Raw genomic sequence first — 21,063 nt, forward strand, 5'->3', positions numbered from 1 at the left:
GCTGAAGCCGCCACATCGGCCACGATGGCCAACTGCGCCTGCACGGCTGGGAGGACGGTGTTGGTCTCTACCTGCTCAGCCGTCGCCACTTCGACGGATACACGGTGCCAGTCGATCGTCACCGCCCCAACCGGGTTGAACGTGGACAGCCGGGTTCGCGCGAAGACTGAGTAGCCGTTCACCCCGGCCTGACGCCCGTCGAGCAGCTTGGTGAAGGTATAGCGCCGCCCCGCCACGCCCGATCCCGCGACGTTGCCCGCCGCATCGGCCTCGGTGGCGAAGTTCAGGTTCAGGCTGCCGCCGATCTGCGAGCCGTCCTGGCGCTTGTGGATTTGGACGCCGGACCCGCGCAGATCGCCAGACACGAGCGTGAACTCAACTGTAAGCGCCAGCCACTCGCCGCCGACCGCACCCGCGAACGTCGAACTGTTAACGCTGTAGTTGGCCGTGCTGGTCGAAGCCGTCCGCAGGCTTTGCGGCTGACCATTGGCTCCCGGCCCCTTCGACAGAACGCCATTGCCCGCGTTGACGGCGAACCAGTTGTCCGGACCGACTGAAGCCGATCCGCTCCATGCCGAGAAAGTCGGGTTCTGGTTCATCGACCCGCCGCCGATCTGGGCAGCAAGGTTGGCGGTGAGCTGCGCCTGCGCCGCCGCCGCCGCTGCATCATCGCGGGCGCTCCGCGCATCGTCGCGGGCATCCTGAGCGGCCTGCGCCAGGGTTCCCGTCGCGTTCCGGGCCGCCACCGCGCCATCGCGGGCGTCGACGGCCTGGTTACGAAAGGCCTGACTGTCGCCCGCGTTCGTTTCAGCCTGCACCGCTGCGCCTTCCGCCGCCGCAGCATGGTCTCCCGCTTCACCTGAGAAAGCCTCTGCCGTGGCGGCTGAAATAACCGACGCCGCCGCTGCGGCCCTGGCCGCCTCCCTCGCCGTCACGTCCTCGATCGTCACCGGGCCGATACGGGTGTCGATCGGCGTCCCGTCGGAACGGTTGAGCCGACAGAGGCGATGATGCGCGCTTGGCACAGGTCAGCTTGGCCTCAGGGACCAGAGGTCTCGCCAATGTCCCAGGCAGGTCTGGCTTTCAATCGTCCCTACGCCGCCATGCTCTCCGCAGCCCCCGCGCCGGAAGGCGGGGTGGTGTCGATCTGGAGCGACGCGCGAAACGTGTTCGTTCGCTACGCCGAGCTGTTCGCCATGACGGAGCGATACGAGGAAGCCAGCGCGATTGCCGACAAGGCAGCGCGTGAGATCGAAGCCCTCCGCGCCCAGCCGCCAGCCCGCTCAGGAGAAGGTCAATGACCAGCACCGTGCACGTCGAAGTCTCGGGCCTGACCGGCTCGGGCAAATCGGCCGTCATGGGCGAGATCGAAATCGCCCTGAAGGCCCTAGGACTGAAGGTCGAGCATGGGCCTGATTTCCAAGCCGAGAAGAACGGCACCCATGCCGACTGGCAACAGGCGCTGGACCTCTATCAGCCGACCGTCGTCCTGACTGAGCGCAATGTCTCCCGTCAGCCGCCAGCCCGCGAGGATGCGCAGCCGTTCGGATATTGGGTTGAACATCGGTCGGGCGAGAACCCGGTCTTGATCCGCTACGGCTCATTCGTTCCTGCCAGCGATCATTACAAGATAACCACGCTCTACTCCCACCCCGCCCCCGACGCCCTGCGGGATGCGATGGCGGCGATCCGCGCCGAGATCAACGCTCCGTTGACCGGACCGACGCACGGCGCATGGGATCGCGGCCGCATTGCCGGACTGAAAGAAGCCCTCGCCGCCCTGCAAGCCGAACAGAAAGGCGGTGCGTGATGGTCGCTTGGTCTCACTACCAGAACGACTTCGACGCCATGTCGGACGCAGAGATCGAATACGAAACGCGCCGGTCTCAGGATCAGGTGGACGAAGCCGAGGACTGGCTTGAAGCCGTTGCGGCGTGGAAGGCGGCAGGCAAACCGCGAACGAAACTGCAAGCCGAACAGGGGGCGAAGTGATGTGCTGCGAAGGATGGGACGACCGCGACGAAGCGGACGGCGAATGCCCAGATTGCGGCGAGCCGACCGTGCAGGGAGAGGCCGCATTTGGGTGCGCCTACTCGCCGGTCGCCTGTGAAAAATGCGGATGGAAACCCTGCGATGGATCGTGCTGACATGACCCACCCCCTCACCCCCCGCGCGAAGGTGGCGCGGGCAGTTTACGACACCGTGACGCGGTTCGACGGCGGGAGCCTGGACGGGCTGGAGCATCAGGTGGTGGACGCCAAGGCCGCAGCTGGGATCGACAAGCACCTCCACGACGCGCGAGGCACCTTCGCCACGCGCCTGCGGAGGGCTGGCCTGACCGCCGCCGAGATCGCGGACATCCTCGGCTGGGAAGAGGATCGGGTGCAGCGTCTGCTGGCCGTTTACGTCGATCGGGACAGCATCGTCATGGAGATCGCAAACCGCATTCGGCGGAACGAAACGGCGACAGATTCTCCCAACTAACTCCCAACTGCGTCTTTCGCGTCGGGCCAGATAGGACATAAGTTGTTGAAAAGATTGGAGCGGGTAGCGAGAATCGAACTCGCGACATTCAGCTTGGGAAGCTGACGTTCTACCTCTGAACTATACCCGCATCTTTCAACGATTTCAGCATCTTACCACCCAATCGCTGAAGCACATCCGCTTCAGTTTACAGGTTGGTTTACACTGACGTTCGCCAAGCGTTCCCTCTAGCCTGTCACGCGCTTCAGCTCAAGACGTTCGATTGCATCGCGGGCAATGAGATCCGGATCGACATACCGCCGAATTATCTGATCAACGCGAGACCGCTCCCAACCGAGAAATGAAGCGACCTCTTGCGGGCTAAACCCACTCCGAATGTATCGTGTTGCCGCCGTCCCTCGGAGGTCGTGAAGCGCTTTTGATACGCCCGCATCTTTCGCCGCGCGAATGAAGGCCTGAGTGAGCGAGGGTCCAAGCCATGCAGTTCTACGTTCGGTGGTCAGGACAAATGCCGACGGAACCCTGCCCTCCGCAATCTGACGCTCTCGCTCCAGACGCAGCTCTTCAACCACCGCCGCTCCGTCTCCCACGAGTGGCGCAATTACAAATGTTCTGCCCCCACTCTTTTTGGTGCTCAGCTCAACACGGTTTCCATGAACCTGATCCCAGCGAAGGGCGACAAGATCGCCCCGGCGCAGACCCGTCGCCGCAGCAAGCCGAATGGCGTAGCGCGCATGAGGAGTTGCTTTGGCGAGGACAACTTCCAGCTCCTCGCTTGAAAGAATCACGTCAGCCCGGTTGGCTCGATAGAGTTGCTTGATACCTACGGCTGGATTCTCCGCAATCACTTCTCGCTCGACACCCACGGCCAGGACGCGCCGCAACACCTGAATGGCATAGTCTGCTTGGCGCGGTGTCGAGGCAAAACGGTCGCGCCATTCCGTGAACGTTCGCCGCGCCCCCTTGGCCTTTAGGAGCTTGAGCGGGAAATCACCGAGATCGACCTCAATGCGGTCCAACCACCGCACCCATTGCGAGCGCGTCGTTATAGCGAGGGCCTGGAGTCCTTCCGGCACCTCCCGGTACAGCTTAACCAAGGAGCCTATCGTCTCCCCGCCATGCGAAGATGCGGCTTTCGCCATATAGGCGGCCAACAACTCATTGGAGCTGGCAGCTTCGATACGTTCCGCGTCCGAAAGCGACGCTCCGGAAAACGCGATCAGCTGGGGACCACCGCGATGTCTGTACCAATAGATCGTTACCCTGCCATCGGAGTGGCGCTTAACGATCCGATGAGTTCCAGGAATCGATACACGTTTAGTAGCCACGGCTAGCCCTCCACACGCTCAACTCAGACTCCATGGCGAAGTCGTCATCCGCAGACGGCGCACAACGTTTGATCGATGACAGGCCGTCCAGCCAGTGATCAAGGGCTCGGCGATCCCACCGCGGAGCCCTCCCCACACCAACTGGAGAAAGCCTGATCGGCCCGACCGGAATGTTCTGAAGAAGCTCCACACTCTTAAAGCCAAGATACGCGGCTGCCTGTGGTCCGGTAAGCAAGCGCGGCGCGGGGCCGTTATTCCGCAGCGGATTTGTTATGGGCGTGTTGTCGTTCGAGCTCGCCCTACGCTCGGCAATGGATGCGTCATGCATGATGTGAAAAACGGCTGGCGGATTTGACCGCTCTTGATGGGCTATAGCCCGCGACATACGCACCGGAGACGTATGAAGTTATTGGTTTAAATAGCTGAGCGCGGCGCTTGCAGCCCGATCACTCAAGGAGAACCGTATAGCGGAGAAGCCCATGAAATGCTCGAATAATTTGCCTTCCACTCCCACTAGCCTAGCGGAGGGGAGGCTCCCCCAAGGACCCAAGTCCTTGCGGAGTATCAGGGCGAGACATATCGGGCAGCGATTTGAAGGTTATACGTAACAGGTGCGCGTAACAAGCGTTTGACTGTCGAATGTCTATGGCGCTTTTCGAAGCGCCTGTTATCCCTCCGATGTGGGAGGTGGCATTTGCGATACATCGATACTGGCGCTCGCGATCCGGGCCATGCCGTAGCAACATGGCTTGGAGCCGTTCTTCTGCCTGATGTTGTTGAAGCGCGCATCCAGTCAGGCTTTTATAGCCGCGAGGTGCTGCCTCTGTTTGTGGGCCCCTTCGCAACGCTGGCCGCTTTAGGGGCTCCAGTGCGCGTCGTGATCGGCTCAAACGATGGCGGGACAGTTGCGTCTCATCTCGATGAGCTTCTGGCCGCCCTCCAAATGCCACGCGTGAACGCGAACCTTGGGGTAGTGTATTTCGCGGGAGCTTTCTTCCACCCTAAAACATATCACTTTCGGAGGGCCGATGGATCGCAAGCTGCTTACATTGGCTCTGCGAACTTCACGTTGCCCGGCATCGCAAAGCACGTTGAAGCGGGCATCACATTAGATACGCGTGACGGCGACCCCCAGCACATCCTCGATGAAATTGCTGCGGCTACTGATGCTTGGTTCACCCCAGGACGCCCCGGCATCGAAGTCATAAATGATGGCGCTGACGTTGTACGGTTGTTAGCCGACGGCATCGTTAGGGCAGCTCCATTGCCGCGACCGCCTTGCCCAACCGGCCGCGGAGGTCAAGCACCGCAACGTCCCGGGCTCGCTCCATTGGTCGCAATCAATGCGCCGCCTCCCGCACCGGTAGCGGCCCGGCCGATAGCGGTCGCTCCCGCATCGACGCCATTGCCGACCATGCAACAAACTCCCCCATACCCTCCCTATATGTGGTTCGCGCCAGGCGCTAACACACCGACGAAGGGGGCGGGCGCATTGACCGGGACGAGCCTCGGAGGCGCTACTGGATTGATACTCCGGCTAAACCGCGATAACGACAGACATTGGCGAAATGCGCCTGGAACCGCAAACGTCAGCATCCCGGTATCGACTGCATCGACGCTACGCTTCGGCATCTACGGCCCCCGAGCTCGACCACGGGCGGAGTTCGAGCTGCAGATACGGTACGTAGATAATAACTCCGACCTCCGCGCCCCTGTTGATGAAACAGGCATCATGTCCTTTGGTTTCACCCCCGGCGATGCAGGCCATGCGGATTTACGATTAGTGCTTCCCAAGGCACCAATCGTCGATCTCAGAGGTCAATTGAATGCGCAGGGAAAACGTTTACCTCAAGCATTAGACTTAGCGCTCTTGGAGTGGCCATCGCCGGCCACCCCGAATTTCCGCCTAACATTTGTTGACCCCGCCTCCGGGCTGGGCACTGCGATTGACGGAATTTGGCAAAATGCCGTTGCAGCAAATCAGCTCGCTAGCCGTGGCGCGTGTTGGTTACCGGTGGGCGTTTCGCCTGCATGGTGAGGAGCGCGAACTACGAGAAGCGTTTCAGCCTTAACGGCGTTCGAAGCGTGGATTCCATATCGCTGATAAGCCTGAAGCGCGGTTACTTCCGATACGGCCCACCCTTCGCTTTCTGCCAAAGAGGCCAAATGCTTCGGAGTATCGATATCGAACCGCTGCCCGCCCAGCACTGTGTGGTTATGACCCACGATTAGCGCAAACGGCGCCCCGGGTTTCAGTTGACGTGAGACCGCCCGGAACGTCTGCGCCATCTGGTCGAAATACCGGTACAATAAGACGGGGACGGCTTGACGCCGGAAGCCATCTTTCTCGGTGAGGGCTGCTTGGAGCTCGGCGCAGAAGTTTGCTTCGGCTTCCGGGAGCCGGGCGAGATTGGAGCATATCGCTTCGACACCGGCTCGCTTGGCCTTAGTGCCCATCTCTCGACTGCCAGTGAGATTGGCCTCTACTTTTGCAATCTCATCCGGCTCAATCAGGCTCAGCCAAACCAGCGACAGGCGCTGGGTGTCGATGTATGGCAGCGCAGTTGCGTAGGGAGGGCTCGTGATCGCAGCGTCCGCCTTTTCAGGCATCTCGACATCCGTCAATGCCCGATTGTCCTGCAAATACGCACGGCCAGGGCGCAGAGCTGTACCGACCACGGCTTGCGCGGACGCAAGCTTCCTAATAGCTTCGCGAGCAGACGCTGAAAAAACTTCAACAAACGACTTAGTGACGTTTGCGGTGGGGCGTCGCCTGATGCGGAGATCAGCAGGATCCTGAAGCGAAAACTCCCGCAGGAGATCACTGGCTACCACGAGGAAGAACTTTGCGAGATGCTCGCTCTCTTGTTCGATGGCAATCCGAAGTTTTTCAATCTGAGGGAGAATCTCCGGTTCGAACCAAGCTTCGAGATACGCGCCCCGTGCAGTTAGATTCTCGCCGAGGCCGATCCCACTTTCCCGATCCACCACCCTTTGCAAAGCCGCGTCCAGCTCATCGGCAGGAGTTACGAGAGCCTGAAGCTTCGTATTCGCAATAAATACAGCCAGCGGATTGAGATCGGTGCCAACTCCTCGCGCGCCCCTATGGGCGGCTTCAACCAAAGTGGTGCCGCTTCCACAGAACGGATCAAGAAGCACGCCATTCTCGGGAACCCCCAAAATGTTGATCAGAGCGCGACAGACTTGAGGATTAAACTTGCCTCGGTACTCATGCAGGCCATGCACTGAGTATCTCGTCGATTGTCGACGTTGAGTGGCCGACGCCGATTGCTCTAGCTGGCGCTGAATCGTAGCCGCCTGACAGCCATCGACTTGTACAGACGCAAAGTACGTCAGCATTTTCGCGGCAGACAGGCTAGCGCCCTCCGACTGGATCTCGCCGGTCGAAGTGAGGCGGGCATCAGTCCCCATGAGAGCTGCAATCTCCCTGAGAGCTAACTCGCGCTCATACGGGAAATGCTTGTACGATCCCCAATCCAGCTTCACGAAGCCACCTTCCGCAGCACTACAATGGCCTCTTGCTTGATGTTAGCATGCGAGAGATTGAATGACTTCCGAGACCCGAGCACGTTTCGTGTACCTCGATAGACAGCCTCAAATCCCATAGCCAACCCAGCCTCTTCGACGATTTTTGCATTGTCTATCACTTCGCCGTGGATGACTGACCGGCCAACCACAAAGCAAACCCACCCTCCGGGCATTAAAAGCTCCCCGAAGCGGGCGAACGCCTCCTGCATCTGATGCACGAAGGTTTCAGACGTGTGGCGATTTTTCTTAAAGAAATGAGCCCGCGCGCCAATCTCCTTTTCTTTGACAGAAATAGGATTGTGACCAAGCCACCACATTCTGTATTTATGATATAACCAGTATTCGTATGCATTCGGGTACGGGGGAGATGTCACAATCATACCCACCCGACCGGAGTACTCTCCCATATCGACCTTGAGAAGGTCACCCTCCACTACGGTTGCGGCATTCAAAACGTAGAATCTTGAAGTCAAAGCAGCGTGAAGGCGGTCGCAAGATTTTCGGAAAGCTTCCCGCACGTCTTTTGCCTCAACACCTTTCTCTATTGCGGCATATCGCGTGTCGCTCTCTTGGTTAGAGACGCGAACGATGATGCTTGATGCTGCCAGACGTAAGAAGTCCTTATGTGCCTCCGGTGCTCGCTCTATCGCCTGCGTTAGTCGGGTGAGCGCTACTTGGATGGAAGGTTTGAACCAGTGCGCAAGGTTGGGGATCAGAGGCACTTCAACCGCAGCGCTCTTATCCAGCTCACGGACCACCAGATCAGCCGACTTCAGGACGCCCTCCGGAAGAGGTGAGGTCTTCACTCGGGCCATTAGGCAGGCGATCGGATTTAGGTCGACGCCCAGCGTCTCAAACCCCCTCCTTTGAGCCTCCGCCAAGGTTGTTCCGCTTCCGCAGAACGGATCCATGATCAGACCACCGGAGGGCACCGGAAGAACATCCAGAAAGGCTCCCGGAAGATCGGCAATAAACTTGGCGGGGTAGGGATGAACGCTCTCAATGTCGTGCTGAACCACGCGGACTTTGAAATCCCAATCGACGGCAGCAAGCTTTGCTGCGACGGCAGCGTTCTCAGCTTGCCGGGCACCAGCAGCAGTCGAGTATGGGGTCGCTTCCGCGGCTCTAACAGGCATTCGAAAACTCCGTACGGGAAACAGCCCGCACTCCATTGAATCCCGCGCCGGACTCTGAAGCAATGGGCGTTCTGTCGATCCCGGTCGCAAGGCGACATTTCCCAGCTTCGCAGCAAGGATCATCACACTGCGTTACCCGAGATCGCTTCGTAAGCAACTCACCACGCCTACCGCCGGACCTTCCCACGTGCGTTTTCGTACGCATAGCCCGCTCAGTCCTGTCAGCAGCACAACTCGTCGTCATTCTCACACGACCGTGCTCTAGTGAGACGCCCACCCCACCCCGGAACAAGTCTCACATAAATAGGTCTTGCATATTGAGACACGACGTCTCACAAAGTCTTTATGTTTGAGAGACACCAACACACCACCGGAGCGGTCGTCGGATACGCTCGCACCTCCACCTTCGACCAAGTTGCGGGACTGGAAGCCCAGATTGCCGAGCTCAAGGTGGCCGGCTGTTCAAAGGTCTATTCAGAGCAGATTTCTAGCATCGACGCTCATCGGCCCCAGCTTAAGGCCGCGCTGGATTTCCTTCGGGAAGGGGACACGTTCGTTGTCACCCGGCCAGACCGGCTTGCGAGAGGCACTACCGACCTTCTCGGCATCGTTGACGATCTGCGAAAGCGCGGCGTGCGCGTCCGATTGCTATCAATGGACCTGGACACTGGAACAGCCACAGGCGAACTCGTGCTGACGGTTCTGGCAGGGATTGCGACATTCGAAAGATCCCTCATGCTCGAACGTCAACGAGCCGGGATCGCCAAGGCCAAGGCAGAAGGAAAATACAAAGGGCGCGCCCCCACGGCGCGAGCCAAGGCCGGAGAGATCATGACTCTAAAAGAGCAGGGAAAATCGATCCCGGAGATCGTGAAGGCTACAGGCGCTAGTCGAGCCAGCATCTATCGCGTCCTGAAAGCCGCGTAAGTCGCACTGAAACCAGCTACCGCCGCTTTCTCGCATTCTGACCCTGACCCAAGATAGAGCGCCCTTGTCGTTGTAGCTGGAGCCTATCCCGGAAGTGGAGCCGCTTCCGCTTTTCCTCTTCCTCGGCCAAACGGCCCAAGCGATTCAATCGATCGATATCTCTCTGCAAAAAACACGCTACCGGGATGGCAACAAAGATAAGAACTGCGCCAAAAATGACAATCGCTTGCATTGGATCCAATATCGCCTCCGTAAGAATTCTCAGTTCAAAGATAAATATCCAACTATTACCCATAGAGAACACAAACGACAACATCAATAAGCTTGATGACCATAAATCAATATCCCACTTATTAGGGAATATTTATTCTCCGCCTTCGGCGTCGGTGCGATCACCTACGCCTTCGCTTCGCTTCAGCTTCGGCGACCACACTCGTTATCGTTTTTCGATGATGTCCATTCTAGAGAAGTCTTCCCCCCCCCCGCGAACAGGAACAGGCATCGCAAACCAACCCGACGACCGCAGAGGGACCGACAGGGCCGGGGCGATGACCTAGAACCTGCTCGCGGGGGGGTTCACAGCGACCATTCCGTCGAAGTGTCGAAGAGTGTTTTCGGCTTTGACATGCCGAGCGCGCCGAGGCGGAATCCATTGCCTGCGCTACACTCCGAACCCGGACTTTCGTCCATTCGGTTATCCGCTTTCACGGAAGCGCCTCGCTTTGCTCAAACTCCTACGCCGCGAGGCCGGGAGCCAAGCTCCCATCTTTCGGTCATCAGTTTCACACCCTCAGAAACCTGAGAGTGTAGGGCCTGAACCCAGAGGCGTTGCAAGGCTTTCGCCGGTCCGCTTGGATTTCCCTTTGGCTGCGCTGCCTACGTCCTGGTCTAAGTCCCAAGTTCGCATTTCCCGGGGGAGGGCCGGCCTAACTCCCTGCGCGATATACGGGCCTGCGTCAGAGGACCGGCTGCGAATGAAGACTCGCAACGACATTATAGTAGCACGAGACCCCGCACACGTAAACCCAAAATGGGTTATCCCGTTTCAGGTTCTATTATCGCTTCCTCACACCAGAAACTGCCCATGCCCAAGCCGCTACATGACCTTGACTACCGGACGCTAATCGAGAGCCTGACCTTGATCAGGCAGGGCTTGGGCATGACGCAGGCCGAACTTGCCGCCCGCCTGGAACGCCCCCAATCGTACGTGTCAAAGATCGAGAGGTTTGAACGTCGAATGGACGTCGGCGAGTGGCGGCGCATGGCCCTTGCGCTAGGCCAGCGGCCCGCCGACGTCTTTAGTGAGGCGGATTCCTTACTCACGGACATGGACATTCTCGCCGAAACCAACCCCTCTCCTCCACGCGAGAAATCAGCGCCGCAAAAGGCGTTAACGAGGACCGCGCATCGACAAATCGGCGGCAAACCCTGACGCGCGCAAAGCTATCTGGCCGCTGCTGACCGTTTTCGTACCACCGGAGCGGCGCGCTCAACTTCAGGCTCGGGTTCGTCGTGGGGGTCGGCCACATCGAAGCGCGGACGCAGCTTCGTCGCCACCAAGAAGTCGTCGTTGCGGTCCGGATAGCTTGAACCAAGCGGATTTAGAACAGTCGCCCGCAGGAACCCCTCCATCTCCGGGTGCATCTCAATCAAACAGCCCGCCATCAACTCGACCGGGTTGACCCCCAACCCTTCCGCAACCTCTTGCCACATATCAACGCTCGGCAAAGCGTGGCCGTCCTCCCAAGACTGGACTTGTCGTGGGTTCGAATGGCCGAGATAGCTGGAAAGCTCAGAAACAGACAACTTCTTGGCTTTTAGAGATTGTCTTACGTAGTTCGAAAAAAGCAGGTTCTGCATGCGTACTCCATTTAAGATTTTAAGATCGTACGGAGGAACCACGCACCTGTCATTACTTTTTTATCTGATAATCACTAGGGAATGTTATTTCCCTTATACTAATCATCATCCGAACGTTTGAATGACGGCGAAGCTTGAAACGCCTAAGGCGGCATACACCCCAAGGGATTCGATTTCTTCGGGCGCGTTAGCTTTCGTAAGGTTGGCCCAACAGGGCCTAGGACCAACCGCCACTAGAACCCTTACCGGGCGGGCATCCAGGCAAAGTATAAGCGATGCCTAAATTTACCGGAGCGGATTTGTTCGGACTTGTACGGGTTGTGTAAGGCAACCCAAACTATAAGGGTCGGCTTGCATCCCACCACTTTAGGTTGGGGACCCGAGTCCTATAGGATGTCGAAATGTCTAGGACTTCGGTTTACCCGAGACGGGTAAGACATTGATAGATATGGCGGTAAACGACCACCAGTTTACATCTATCGTGTTGATTTAAAAGGAAAAGAGTCAGCTTGGGAAGCTGACGTTCTACCTCTGAACTATACCCGCGCTAAAATCTCGTTAAAATTTATCAACTTAGCGCTCAAAACGGCTAACCTATAGGGCGAGGGTTAGCCATTTCCTGTTCCTATTTCAACCCTTTTGACGCGCGATCCGCAAGGCGTTTTTGATCGTGGGCGCGGGTGTATCGCTGAGCCTCTTTCGCCGTCTGGTGACCGGACCAAGCCATGATCTCCACTTCACTGCTCGCGGCCTTCGCAAGCCGGGCGCATCCCGCCTTGCGAAGGCCGCGAGCAGTGCCCGGAACGCCGCCGCTCTGGTTGTTCCCGGGCCAGACGGCTCGTCGCTGGCCACCCTGCGCAAGTCGCTGCAGTTCTCAGACACCAATGATCTGATGCTGAAGGGTGTGCAACGACCAGAACGGCGGCCTGGCGTCAGAAAGCGCGCCGACCGCAAAGAGCATCCGCTACATCGCGACCAACAAGCAGTTGCGTCTCAAGAGGGATGATGGAGTTGCCCTGCTGCTACTTCAGCACCTAGCGAGCGGCCCTGTCGCTGCGTTTCGGCGGAGCGGCGTCGTCACAAGCTCCATAGGCGCCTACCTCGGACGTACGCAATACGGCCTGCCCCCCGACTCCGTTATTATGGGTGGCGTTGGTAGCCAAAAGGGTCTGTCAACGTATGCCCTGGCTCTCATTACATTCGCACAGACGGCGCAGAGGGCTCGACCGGCTATACAAAGTTCGCCGGTACAAGAACCGGAAACACCGGCTGGGCAGCCGTATTCTAGAAGCGCATCACACTAGTCACCCACGACGTCGACGACGCGATCATCAACATCGCTCCTGGGATTGCGTGCCGAACTGGTCGAGACTGGTCTGTTCGACCCGAACGGCAATCCGCTCATGCGCGAAGGAAATGCGCAACCCTCTCCCCGACGGGGCCTATGAAGCCGAGGCTGACATCATCGAGGGCTGGGACGGCGGACTGTACGCGTCCGACGACCCGCGCCGTCTGGGCTAGCATTGCCGACATCGCTGCGTCCCTGCTATGCCTTTCTGAACAATGAAAGGTACGTTATGGCAGACGGCTCCGCAGCAGGTTTGGTAAACGCGAGCGATCTAGACGCAGCTGTAAGGACGTTTCTCAACGAACACCTTTCCAGCCAGAGAGCAACGGCTCTTGAGTTCTATCGTCTAGCTGACGCCCTAACGGATAAAGGGCGGCAAGACCTGCACGACCAGGTGATCCGCGCCGTCCCTGTCGACCGCCTTTCCGAATGGCGCGACCGCAGAAACCATAAGCGGATCGGTGTTGGCCTGTCGTTCTGCGCCGCCATGCACCATCACCGGCAGGTCTACACTGACCTTGAGTTGGAGGGCATTCCCGCTCGCTATACCAGTTCGAAGGTTGGGGGCCGCGAGTTCGCCAAAGCTGTGGGGCTGCGCGTTGCCGAGCGGTATATCGAGCGCGCAAAGATTGATGACATCATCCCGCGCGCCGGAGCCGTCCTGAAGCCCGCCAACGATAGCGGGTCACGAGGCGTCTATCTGTGCCAGGACGATGGCACCTTCTTCTCAGTCCGCGACAAAACCACCTTCACAGATTTCGCTGAGGTGGTGCAGATCATAAAATCGCAGATGAAGTCGAAGGAGATTCTGTCTCATCGCTTCCACCTTGAGGAGATGATCGTAGAGGTAGACGGAGCGCCCGCCCGAGACTTCAAGTTCTACGCTTTCTACGGTGAGATCGGCCTCGTCATTGAGATCGTCCGAAAGCCGGAAACTCGTCACTGCTTCTACGTGAACGGCAAGCCGGCCAACGTCGGAAAATACCCCGGCGAGCTGTTCAAGGGGACAGAAATACCTAAAGGCCTTAGTGAAGAAATACAGGCTGTCAGCAGAGAGCTTCCGGTCCCCTTCACACGGATCGATGTCTACAAGTCCAAGAACGGCGTCGTGTTTGGTGAGTTCACGCACACGCCCGGCAACTTCGAAGGCTTCTCACTGGAGCATGACAGACGGTTGGGTGAAATGTATACGCGCGCCCAAGCGCGCCTTGCAGCTGATATGTTCGCCGGTAAGCGGTTTGAGGCCTTCCGCAAAGCAGCGCCTGCTGGAACAGCCTCGTGACTGAAGAAATCAACCATGCAAACGGCGGCGCCCCTCTGTGGAATCCGGCCGTGCGCTGGGGTGCCTTTTCGCCGAAGAGCGTCCATCGTGATGTGATGCTGTCCGCCGCCGCCGCGCGAGGCGTAGCTGTTGAGCGGTTCGACAATCAGGTGTTTCGCCTGAGCCACCTGGGCCGTAGCGTTCTCTTCCACGGACATATGCCTGACACCACGTCGTTCGTAGCGAGGACGATTTCAAACTCGAAACACCAGACCAAGTTCTTCCTGAAAGAGGCGGGCATTTCCTTTCCTGAGGGCCAGATATTTGAGGTCAAGGACATGGAAGCGGCATGGACGTACGCCAAGTCGCTCGGCCTTCCCACCGTAGTCAAGCCGCTGAGCGGCAGCGGCGGTGACGGCGTGACCTCAGACATCAACGACAAGGAGCATTTCGAACTGGCCTGGCGCTCTATGGCTCCCGCCATCAAACGGGTGGTGGAGAAGCATATTAGAGGCACCGATTATCGGTTGATGATCATCGGTGACAGGTTTATCGCCGCCACGCTCCGGGTTCCTGCTTTCCTGATCGGCGACGGCCAGTCCACTGTCTCGGAACTCATTGAGGCCAAGAACAAGGCACGGGCGCTCAACCCCTATGTCGGCGGCAAGCCTATAAAAGCCACCGAGAACATACTGCGCACCCTGCGAAAGCTCGGCTTGACGCTTGAGTCGGTCCTAAAGGCCGACAGGACCGTGCAGCTCCACGCGGTCGCGAACATAGGCGCCGGGGGCGACAGCATTGATGTTACGCACATGGTCCATCCCGACTTTGCAGACATTGCCGTTAGGGCTGGCCGCTCGATCCCAGGAGCATTCCACGCCGGCGTCGATCTTCTCGTTGATGACATTACCAAACCGGCCGCAGGGCAGACCTATGGCGTCTGCGAAGTGAACACTCGCCCCGACGTTGCGCTCCACCACTTTCCGCTTCAGGGACCAGCGCGAGATGCAGCAGGAGTGATGATCGAAGCCATGTTCCCGCTGGCTCGCCTGGTCCCCAAGGAGAAGTGGGTCACTAAATCGTTGTCACTGACGGGCAAGGTAACGGGCGTGGGTCTTCGCAAGAAAATTGAGCACTTAGCGGCAGAGAACAGCTTGGCTGGGTGGGTGAAAAACAATGATGACGGAACAGTCAGCGCCATTATCTCTGGCCCGCCCATAGCCCTCAACCACGTGATCGACGTCCTGAGAAAGAGACCTTCTACTAGGGTCAACATCTCTGACCACGAGGGCGAAGTCCCAGACGATTTCCGCATCCACCGCTAGGAAGTCGAAACTCCAACATAAACAGCCCCATTCGCCGGGGGCTTTTTTGTGTCCTGAGGTCAGATGACCGCGTCCAAAAAGTTCAACTGGTCGATGGCAGCGTTGTGGTGTCCCTCGTCGCCCAGGCTGCGGCTCTCGTACTCTGGGGAGGGGACCTCTCTCTCGCGTAGCGGCGTTGGAGGCCAGGGCTGTGCCGCTGGCGGATGGAACTCTGACCCGGCTGAATGAGCGGACGCTCTCCATCAGCAAGGCGCTTGAGAGGCGGGAGCGCAAAGAATAGGTGAGGCGGTGATGGACCGCGTCAAACACCTGATCGGCGATCTTGCGGGGCCCTTTGCGATCTGGTGGACCTCTCGCGCGGCAGGCATCGCCATTGTTCGCCTCGCCCGGCCGGACAATCACTTATCCGGGGCCGCTGTTTATATCGGCGCGCGGTCCTTGCGGGCGTGGCCGCCCTCTACGTCGACAAAGCGCGGGAAAACACCAAGACCCGCGCAAAGCTGGACTGATCCATCTGATAATCTGCACCGGAGCCAGCATGGCCTTTCGCCTTGGTGCGCAGTCGCGCGCTCGGCTCACTGGCGTTCACCCTGACCTCATCCGAGTGGTCGAGCGCGCCATCGAGCTATGGCCCGCCTGCTTCTCCGTGCCGGAGGGCCTTCGGACGCCTCAGCGCCCCCGCGAGCTTTACGCGCTGGGTTGCACCAAGCCAGGCCCCAGGGTCACATGGACCCTGACCAGAACCATTACGTCAATGCGAAGACCGGCTATGGTCACGCCGTCGACCTGATCCCTTTTGCCGTCGACTGGAAGAAACCGATTCGCCAAGGCCAGGTTCGCGGCGGCCGCCAAGCTGGGCGTTTCGATCCGTTGGAACACGAACTGGAACTGCAACGGCAAGTCGCGCGAACGGGGCGAGACCAACAGCCCGCATTCAAGTTGGTTAAACGAACTGGACCCGCATCCTTACGGCTACCGGCTGGCGCGCCGTGGTCTGTCTAGCCCTCGCCATGATCCTGGTCACCATGTGCGCCGTGTATGACCGCCAGAAGACCGCTGACAGGCTCCGGCAGACCGAGGCGCACGAAGAGCCAATGGCCGCACAGGGCCCCAGTGCCATCCGCGACCGGGCCGACGCCCGCGATCAATCCAGCGCCTCCATCGTCACCCAGGCTAAAAAGGAAATCCGCCATACGTCTGATCGCAATGCCGCCGCTGATGCAGCTCGCCGCAGGATGTGCCAGCTCTCCGATTACCGTCATGCACAGTGCGCCGTGTTCCGCGCTGATCCCGTCCGGGTGGATTAAACCTGTTCCGTTCGCAGGAGCTCTCCGACGAGCGGGACTGGATGGCGTTCGGTGTGGCGCCGATAGGCGCGCTCAGGACGGCCAACGGGCGAACGGCGGACGTGATCGGGATCGTGCGAGCGTGTGAGGCCCTCGAGTGAACGTGGCGGGCTCGCCTGAGGCCGGGCTGAACTATTGAGCAATAAAGGTTCAACCTGTAAGGCCCGCTTACAAGTTCAACGTCGAGCCATCAGGCTCCGCAACCCGCCCCGTCGCCCTTCACCGCGTGGCGGGGCTTTTTTTTTGCGTTTCAGAGGTTAGCCAGCTGTCGGAAAACGACTTGAAGATCAAAAGCCCCAAAATTGAGGTTAGCCATCACAAGTCGTTAAAATAAAGCGGGGTAGCCTCTACCTCTGAACTATACCCGCATCGCCTAGGCGAGCGCGGAAGATATAGGGCGCGGAGCAAAAGAAAAGGCCCGGCGAACCGGGCCCCTGATTTTTCTCAGATCAGGCGACGAGCCTAGTCGCGCACTTCCTCGACCTTGACGCCGCGCTTGGCCAGCATGGTCTGGACGCTGTCGGCGCCTGCCAGATGGCCCGCGCCCACCGAGATGAAGGCCGTGCCCGAACCTTCGAGCAGGGTCATGATCTGCTGGGTCCAGTCGGCGTTGCGGCGCGTCAGCATGACGTCGTACATCTCGGGAGACTGGTCCTTCATCTCCCGGCCGATCAGGGCGTCAAGGCCATCGACGTCGCCGGTCGACCAGGCGCTGACCATCCGGGTCATGACGACGGACGCCTGATCGAACTCCTTCAGGCCGGAGCGCAGCATGGCCAGTTGCGCCTCTTCGGACATGTCGGCGATCAAGCCGATCTGCTGCGACATGGTCTCAAAGCCCTTGATCGGCTTGCCGGTGGCGGCGGCGCGGGCGTGCAGCACCTGATCCCCGCCGTTCTGCGGCAGATAACCTGCCTTGCTGATGCTGGCGATCGCCAGTTGCAGGGCCGCGAACCAGGGGCGCAAGGGATCCAGGGCGGCCCCCGTGGAACCGACCTGGCGTGCGGCGGCGTCGAGGTCGGCCAGTTCTTCAGCCGTCAGCAGGCTGGACAGGGGGCGGTCGGGCGACACGCCCTTGGCCTGAAAGATCGGCACGGCGCCGGCCACATCGTTCAGATCGGCGATTTCAAACCAGTATTCGTCGGCGCTGTCGAAGGCCCGGTCCAGCTTGGCGCTGCCCCAAGGCGTCTCGGGCTTCAGCACATGGACGGTGCCGAACAGATAGAGGGTCGAATCCTCGTCCTTCACCACCCACAGGCGCGGACCCGATCCGGCCGGAGCGGCCACCACCGCGGCGGGATCGACGGCGGCGGGCGCCGCCTGGGCGAAGGCGGGCGTGGTCGGCGCCAGCAGGGCGGCCGCCAAAACTGCGGTCGAGGCGGCGACGGAAACGGAGGCGCGGCTCCAAAGGCGGCGGATCATGGTCAGACTCCCAAGGGGTCGCAGAAAAAGCGGATGGCGCGTCAGCCCTCTTCGTCGATGAAGATGGACTCGATGGGCATTTCAAACAGCCGGGCGATCTTGAAGGCCAGCGGCAGGGACGGGTCATAGCGGCCGGTTTCGAGCGCATTCACCGTCTGGCGCGACACGCTCAGTTCCTGCGCCAGGTGCGCCTGGCTCCAGTCGCGCTCGGCGCGCAATACCTTGAGGCGGTTCTTCACGGCGTCCTCCTCAACGGCGTCCCAGCCACCACCAGGCCCAGGCCAGGCCGTAGCCCGCGAGCTGGAACAGCAGAATGGCCATCATGCCGTTCAAGAGCAGCTCCGGCGGCGTCTCGCCCGCCCATTGAGGCAGGACGACTTCGTCCCGGCGCAGCGACAGGGCCATCAGCAGCACCGCGCCGACTGCCATGCCGCTGGTTCCGCCCCAGAACCAGGCCCATTTGTGAGCCTCACGCGCAGCCTCATCGAGATGACGCCACCACCAGACGCAGATCGACAGCGCCGCCGCCATCACCAGACTCAGCATCACAGCGGTCATGGCGAACCCGGCCACGCCGGGCTGTTCGGACAGGATGACGCCCAGGACGCCGCCGATCAGGCCCAGCCCCAGGGAGACTGCGAACACCAGCAGGGCGCCGCGAACTCCCAGCGGTTTGAATGATTTGAACGACATCAGCGCTCTCAAGCAGAAACAGACAAGTTTGTTTGTCAGTCCCAGCGCGGAACGTCAAGCGTGTTTGTCACATTCCGACGTCACTCCGGGGCGTTCAACAACTCCGGACGGCTGAGGGCGCGGGGGGATTGTTCGACCGCATTCAGTTCGGGCAGCTCCTTGCCTTCGTGGTCGACCTTCAGGTCCTCGAAGCGGCGCGCCGAGACCATGACCTGACTCTCCAGCGAGCCGACGAACTGGTTGTAGCGGGAAACGGCCGCATCCAGCGCCTTGCCGACCGAAGCCGCGTGGCCCCCCATGACCGACAGCCGCTTGTAGAGCTCCTTGCCCAGACGGGCGACGTCCTCGGCGTTCTTCGCCTGCTCCTCGGCGCGCCAGCCATAGGCGACCGCCTTGCACAGGGCGAACAGGGTGGTGGGCGTGACGATGACCACGCGCGAGGCCATCGCCGTGGTCATCAGGTCCGGCTCATGATCCAGCGCGGCGGCCAGGAAGGCGTCGCCGGGCACGAACATGGCGACAAAATCGGGGCTTGGTTTGAACTGGTCCTGATAGGCCTTGGACGAGAGCTGACGCACGTGGGTCTTCATGCTGGCGGCGGTGCGCAGGGACATGGCGCGCGCCTGTGCTTCTTCGTCGCCATCGGCCTCATCGGCGAAGGCCAGCGACACCTTGGCGTCGATGACGAACATCCCGCCGCCGGGCAGTTTGACGATGAAGTCCGGGCGCTGCTGACGGCCCTCTTCGGTGGCCGAAGAGTTCTGCTCCTCAAAGTCGAAGCGGCCCGCCATGCCTGCGGCTTCCAGCACATTGCGGCAGGTCTGCTCCCCCCAGCGGCCACGACGGCCGGTGTTGCCCTTCAGCGCCTCGGTCAGACGCCGCGCCTCGTCGCGGGTGGCGGTGGAGGCGGCCATCAACAGGTTGAGCTGCTCCTTCAGCCCGCCGTTCTCGTCGGCGCGCTGTTTTTCAAGCGCCGTGACGTGCTGCTGAAACTTGGCGAGGGTTTCGGAGACCGGCTTGAGCTGGGCCTCCATCCGTTCGCGCGCGACGCGGTCCTGGGCCTGAAAGGTCTCGGTGGCGCGCGCGACCAGCTTTGACGCGACCGCCTCGGCCGACTGCGAGGCCTGGGCCTTGAGAAACTCGGCCATGGAGTCGCGGCTCTCCTCCATCAGCTCCAGCCGGGCGTCGGCGGCGTCGAGCGCGCCGCGCGCCTTCTGCCAGCCCATATAGGCCCAGAGGAAACCGCCGCCCGCCATGAGCGCGACGACCAGCAGGATGAGTTCGAGCGTGTTCATGCTCCGTTCCTAGCGGGAGTCGGAGCCCGTTGGAAGTTACCCCTCCCGATGGGAGCGGCTTCAGGCCGGACGCCTGGCGCGCAGGGCCTGGATGATGGTGCCGTCGTCCAGCCAGTCCAGCTCGCCGCCGACGGGGACCCCGCGCGCCAGGGACGTGACCTGCACCCCTGCCGCCGACAGGCGCTCGGCCAGGTAGTGGGCCGTGGTCTGGCCGTCGACCGTGGCGGGCAGGGCCAGAACGACCTCCCTCGCCTCGCCGCCCCCCATCTCGCCGCCTTTGACGCGGCCGATCAGTTCGGCGATGCGCAGCTGTTCGGGGCCGACGCCGTCCAGCGCCGACAGCAGGCCGCCCAGCACATGATACTTGCCGCGAAAGGCGCCCGAACGCTCCATCGCCCACAGGGCGCCCGCCTCCTCGACCACGCAGATCAGGGCGTTGTCGCGGGTCTGGTCCGAACAGACCGAGCAGGGATCGCGCGTGTCGGGCGAGCCGCAGACCGAACAGTTGACGACCTTTGCCGCCGTCTCGGCCAGAGACGCCGCCAGCGGGACCAGCAGTTGCTCGCGCCGCTTCAACAGGGCCAGCGCCGCGCGCCGGGCGGAGCGCGGCCCCATGCCCGGCAACTTGGCCAGCAGGCTGATGAGCCGTTCGATTTCCGGCCCCGCGGAAGCGGCCATCAGAAGAGTTTCGGCATTCCGGGGATGTTCATCCCGGCCATGGGGCCGGCGGCCTCGCGCATCAGGGCGTTGTTGACCTCGTCCAGCTTGCGCTTGGCGTCGGCGTGGGCCGCGACGATCAGGTCGGCCAGAATCTCGCCCTCGCCGGGGGCCATCAGGCTGTCGTCGATCTTCACCGAGGTGATTTCGCCGGGGCCTTTCAGGGCGATGGTCACAAGACCGCCGCCCGAGGTGCCCTCGGCGGTGGATTCGGCCATTTTAGCCTGGGCGTCCTGCAGCTTCTGCTGCATCGCCTGGGCCTGTTGCATCAGGGCGTTGAGATCTTTCATGCCCCTTAGATAGGGCCAAGCGCCGCGCGGCTCCAGACCCCGGCGAAGAAAGCGTCCACCCGCCTCTGTAGATATTTCGCAG

Annotated in this window: 21 protein-coding genes and 1 tRNA gene; 10 read left to right on the forward strand and 12 right to left on the reverse strand. The window is 60.5% G+C overall.

The genetic code is table 11. The features are described 5' to 3' along the window. Nucleotides 1-1,025: hypothetical protein (locus H556_RS15770; RefSeq protein WP_211216136.1), on the reverse strand; the 1,025-nt coding region annotated here is incomplete at its 3' end. A gap of 36 nt (nucleotides 1,026-1,061) precedes the next feature. Here H556_RS15770 and H556_RS15940 point away from each other — a divergent pair. From H556_RS15940 to H556_RS0114200, 4 genes are all read left to right on the forward strand, one after another. Then, a complete protein-coding gene (locus H556_RS15940) occupies nucleotides 1,062-1,301 on the forward strand; it encodes a hypothetical protein (protein ID WP_024355075.1) in 240 nt (79 codons plus the stop codon). Then, on the forward strand, nucleotides 1,298-1,810 hold the full coding sequence (locus H556_RS15945) for a hypothetical protein (RefSeq protein WP_024355076.1): 513 nt from the start codon (nucleotides 1,298-1,300) through the stop codon (nucleotides 1,808-1,810). The genes H556_RS15940 and H556_RS15945 overlap by 4 nt, the downstream gene beginning before the upstream one ends. Further along, on the forward strand, nucleotides 1,810-1,992 hold the full coding sequence (locus H556_RS0114190; protein ID WP_024355077.1) for a hypothetical protein: 183 nt from the start codon (nucleotides 1,810-1,812) through the stop codon (nucleotides 1,990-1,992). The genes H556_RS15945 and H556_RS0114190 overlap by 1 nt, the downstream gene beginning before the upstream one ends. 156 nt (nucleotides 1,993-2,148) lie before the next feature. Further along, on the forward strand, nucleotides 2,149-2,484 hold the full coding sequence (locus H556_RS0114200) for a site-specific integrase (RefSeq protein ID WP_035303153.1): 336 nt from the start codon (nucleotides 2,149-2,151) through the stop codon (nucleotides 2,482-2,484). A gap of 55 nt (nucleotides 2,485-2,539) precedes the next feature. Here H556_RS0114200 and H556_RS0114205 read toward each other — a convergent pair. Then, nucleotides 2,540-2,614 (reverse strand) — tRNA-Gly (locus tag H556_RS0114205). Between the two features lie 97 nt (nucleotides 2,615-2,711). Next, nucleotides 2,712-3,812, reverse strand: a complete 1,101-nt coding sequence (locus tag H556_RS0114210; protein WP_155802494.1) for a tyrosine-type recombinase/integrase — start codon at nucleotides 3,810-3,812, stop codon at nucleotides 2,712-2,714. A gap of 694 nt (nucleotides 3,813-4,506) precedes the next feature. Between H556_RS0114210 and H556_RS16835 the strand changes: the two genes are divergently transcribed. Next, the gene (locus H556_RS16835) at nucleotides 4,507-5,850 is read left to right on the forward strand and encodes a phospholipase D family protein (protein WP_162140917.1); all 1,344 of its coding nucleotides are present in this window, start codon (nucleotides 4,507-4,509) and stop codon (nucleotides 5,848-5,850) included. Here the strand turns inward: H556_RS16835 and H556_RS0114220 are convergent. Then, a complete protein-coding gene (locus H556_RS0114220; protein ID WP_024355080.1) occupies nucleotides 5,793-7,319 on the reverse strand; it encodes a TRM11 family SAM-dependent methyltransferase in 1,527 nt (508 codons plus the stop codon). The genes H556_RS16835 and H556_RS0114220 overlap by 58 nt on opposite strands. Next, nucleotides 7,316-8,497, reverse strand: coding sequence for a DNA methyltransferase (locus H556_RS0114225; RefSeq protein ID WP_029673679.1), 1,182 nt, complete (start codon nucleotides 8,495-8,497; stop codon nucleotides 7,316-7,318). Before H556_RS0114225 ends, H556_RS0114220 begins: the two co-directional genes overlap by 4 nt. Nucleotides 8,498-8,842: 345 nt before the next feature. Between H556_RS0114225 and H556_RS0114230 the strand changes: the two genes are divergently transcribed. Together H556_RS0114230 and H556_RS0114235 are read left to right on the forward strand one after the other, a co-directional pair. Continuing rightward, nucleotides 8,843-9,424 (forward strand): recombinase family protein, encoded by a 582-nt coding sequence (locus tag H556_RS0114230; protein WP_024355082.1) that lies wholly within the window; start codon nucleotides 8,843-8,845, stop codon nucleotides 9,422-9,424. Nucleotides 9,425-10,454: 1,030 nt separating this feature from the next. Beyond that, entirely contained in the window at nucleotides 10,455-10,856 is a 402-nt protein-coding gene (locus H556_RS0114235; RefSeq protein ID WP_211216137.1) for a helix-turn-helix domain-containing protein, read from the forward strand. 11 nt (nucleotides 10,857-10,867) lie between these two features. Here H556_RS0114235 and H556_RS16175 read toward each other — a convergent pair whose 3' ends face one another. After that, entirely contained in the window at nucleotides 10,868-11,284 is a 417-nt protein-coding gene (locus H556_RS16175) for a helix-turn-helix domain-containing protein (RefSeq protein WP_081650966.1), read from the reverse strand. Nucleotides 11,285-12,861: 1,577 nt separating this feature from the next. Between H556_RS16175 and H556_RS0114250 the strand changes: the two genes are divergently transcribed. The 3 genes from H556_RS0114250 (at nucleotide 12,862) to H556_RS0114265 (ending at nucleotide 16,525) form a co-directional block, all read left to right on the forward strand. After that, complete coding sequence (locus tag H556_RS0114250) at nucleotides 12,862-13,914, forward strand: ATP-grasp fold amidoligase family protein (RefSeq protein WP_024355085.1); 1,053 nt, start codon at nucleotides 12,862-12,864, stop codon at nucleotides 13,912-13,914. After that, on the forward strand, nucleotides 13,911-15,218 hold the full coding sequence (locus H556_RS0114255) for an acylphosphatase (protein WP_155802496.1): 1,308 nt from the start codon (nucleotides 13,911-13,913) through the stop codon (nucleotides 15,216-15,218). The genes H556_RS0114250 and H556_RS0114255 overlap by 4 nt, the downstream gene beginning before the upstream one ends. A gap of 1,010 nt (nucleotides 15,219-16,228) precedes the next feature. Further along, complete coding sequence (locus H556_RS0114265; RefSeq protein ID WP_024355088.1) at nucleotides 16,229-16,525, forward strand: hypothetical protein; 297 nt, start codon at nucleotides 16,229-16,231, stop codon at nucleotides 16,523-16,525. A gap of 501 nt (nucleotides 16,526-17,026) precedes the next feature. Here H556_RS0114265 and H556_RS0114270 read toward each other — a convergent pair. From H556_RS0114270 to H556_RS0114295, 6 genes are all read right to left on the reverse strand, one after another. After that, nucleotides 17,027-17,986, reverse strand: a complete 960-nt coding sequence (locus H556_RS0114270) for a TraB/GumN family protein (protein WP_029673681.1) — start codon at nucleotides 17,984-17,986, stop codon at nucleotides 17,027-17,029. Nucleotides 17,987-18,027: 41 nt separating this feature from the next. Next, on the reverse strand, nucleotides 18,028-18,225 hold the full coding sequence (locus H556_RS0114275) for a helix-turn-helix transcriptional regulator (RefSeq protein WP_024355090.1): 198 nt from the start codon (nucleotides 18,223-18,225) through the stop codon (nucleotides 18,028-18,030). A 10-nt stretch (nucleotides 18,226-18,235) separates the two neighbouring features. Next, nucleotides 18,236-18,679, reverse strand: a complete 444-nt coding sequence (locus H556_RS0114280) for a hypothetical protein (RefSeq protein WP_024355091.1) — start codon at nucleotides 18,677-18,679, stop codon at nucleotides 18,236-18,238. 80 nt (nucleotides 18,680-18,759) lie between these two features. Then, nucleotides 18,760-19,974 carry a DNA recombination protein RmuC gene (locus H556_RS0114285; RefSeq protein ID WP_024355092.1) on the reverse strand — a complete coding sequence of 405 codons (1,215 nt, stop codon included), beginning with the start codon at nucleotides 19,972-19,974 and terminating at the stop codon, nucleotides 18,760-18,762. 60 nt (nucleotides 19,975-20,034) lie between these two features. Then, entirely contained in the window at nucleotides 20,035-20,652 is a 618-nt protein-coding gene (gene recR / locus H556_RS0114290; protein WP_024355093.1) for a recombination mediator RecR, read from the reverse strand. After that, complete coding sequence (locus H556_RS0114295; protein ID WP_024355094.1) at nucleotides 20,652-20,981, reverse strand: YbaB/EbfC family nucleoid-associated protein; 330 nt, start codon at nucleotides 20,979-20,981, stop codon at nucleotides 20,652-20,654. The genes recR and H556_RS0114295 overlap by 1 nt, the downstream gene beginning before the upstream one ends. Nucleotides 20,982-21,063 lie beyond the last annotated feature (82 nt).

It is taken from the genome of Brevundimonas naejangsanensis DSM 23858 (assembly GCF_000421705.1).
Classification (GTDB): Bacteria; Pseudomonadota; Alphaproteobacteria; order Caulobacterales; family Caulobacteraceae; genus Brevundimonas; species Brevundimonas naejangsanensis.

What these genes read in the sequence shown, in the direction of transcription:
- H556_RS15940 (WP_024355075.1), top strand. Translation starts at nt 1,062, where the DNA reads ATGTCCCAGGCAGGTCTGGCTTTCAATCGTCCCTACGCCGCCATGCTC.
- H556_RS0114250 (WP_024355085.1), top strand. Translation starts at nt 12,862, where the DNA reads ATGGCAGACGGCTCCGCAGCAGGTTTGGTAAACGCGAGCGATCTAGAC.
- H556_RS0114230 (WP_024355082.1), top strand. Translation starts at nt 8,843, where the DNA reads ATGTTTGAGAGACACCAACACACCACCGGAGCGGTCGTCGGATACGCT.
- H556_RS0114190 (WP_024355077.1), top strand. Translation starts at nt 1,810, where the DNA reads ATGGTCGCTTGGTCTCACTACCAGAACGACTTCGACGCCATGTCGGAC.
- H556_RS0114235 (WP_211216137.1), top strand. Translation starts at nt 10,455, where the DNA reads ATGGGTTATCCCGTTTCAGGTTCTATTATCGCTTCCTCACACCAGAAA.
- H556_RS15945 (WP_024355076.1), top strand. Translation starts at nt 1,298, where the DNA reads ATGACCAGCACCGTGCACGTCGAAGTCTCGGGCCTGACCGGCTCGGGC.
- H556_RS0114295 (WP_024355094.1), bottom strand. Translation starts at nt 20,981, where the DNA reads ATGAAAGATCTCAACGCCCTGATGCAACAGGCCCAGGCGATGCAGCAG.
- H556_RS0114225 (WP_029673679.1), bottom strand. Translation starts at nt 8,497, where the DNA reads ATGCCTGTTAGAGCCGCGGAAGCGACCCCATACTCGACTGCTGCTGGT.
- H556_RS0114285 (WP_024355092.1), bottom strand. Translation starts at nt 19,974, where the DNA reads ATGAACACGCTCGAACTCATCCTGCTGGTCGTCGCGCTCATGGCGGGC.
- H556_RS0114200 (WP_035303153.1), top strand. Translation starts at nt 2,149, where the DNA reads ATGACCCACCCCCTCACCCCCCGCGCGAAGGTGGCGCGGGCAGTTTAC.
- H556_RS0114280 (WP_024355091.1), bottom strand. Translation starts at nt 18,679, where the DNA reads ATGTCGTTCAAATCATTCAAACCGCTGGGAGTTCGCGGCGCCCTGCTG.
- H556_RS0114270 (WP_029673681.1), bottom strand. Translation starts at nt 17,986, where the DNA reads ATGATCCGCCGCCTTTGGAGCCGCGCCTCCGTTTCCGTCGCCGCCTCG.
- H556_RS16175 (WP_081650966.1), bottom strand. Translation starts at nt 11,284, where the DNA reads ATGCAGAACCTGCTTTTTTCGAACTACGTAAGACAATCTCTAAAAGCC.
- H556_RS0114265 (WP_024355088.1), top strand. Translation starts at nt 16,229, where the DNA reads ATGATCCTGGTCACCATGTGCGCCGTGTATGACCGCCAGAAGACCGCT.
- recR (WP_024355093.1), bottom strand. Translation starts at nt 20,652, where the DNA reads ATGGCCGCTTCCGCGGGGCCGGAAATCGAACGGCTCATCAGCCTGCTG.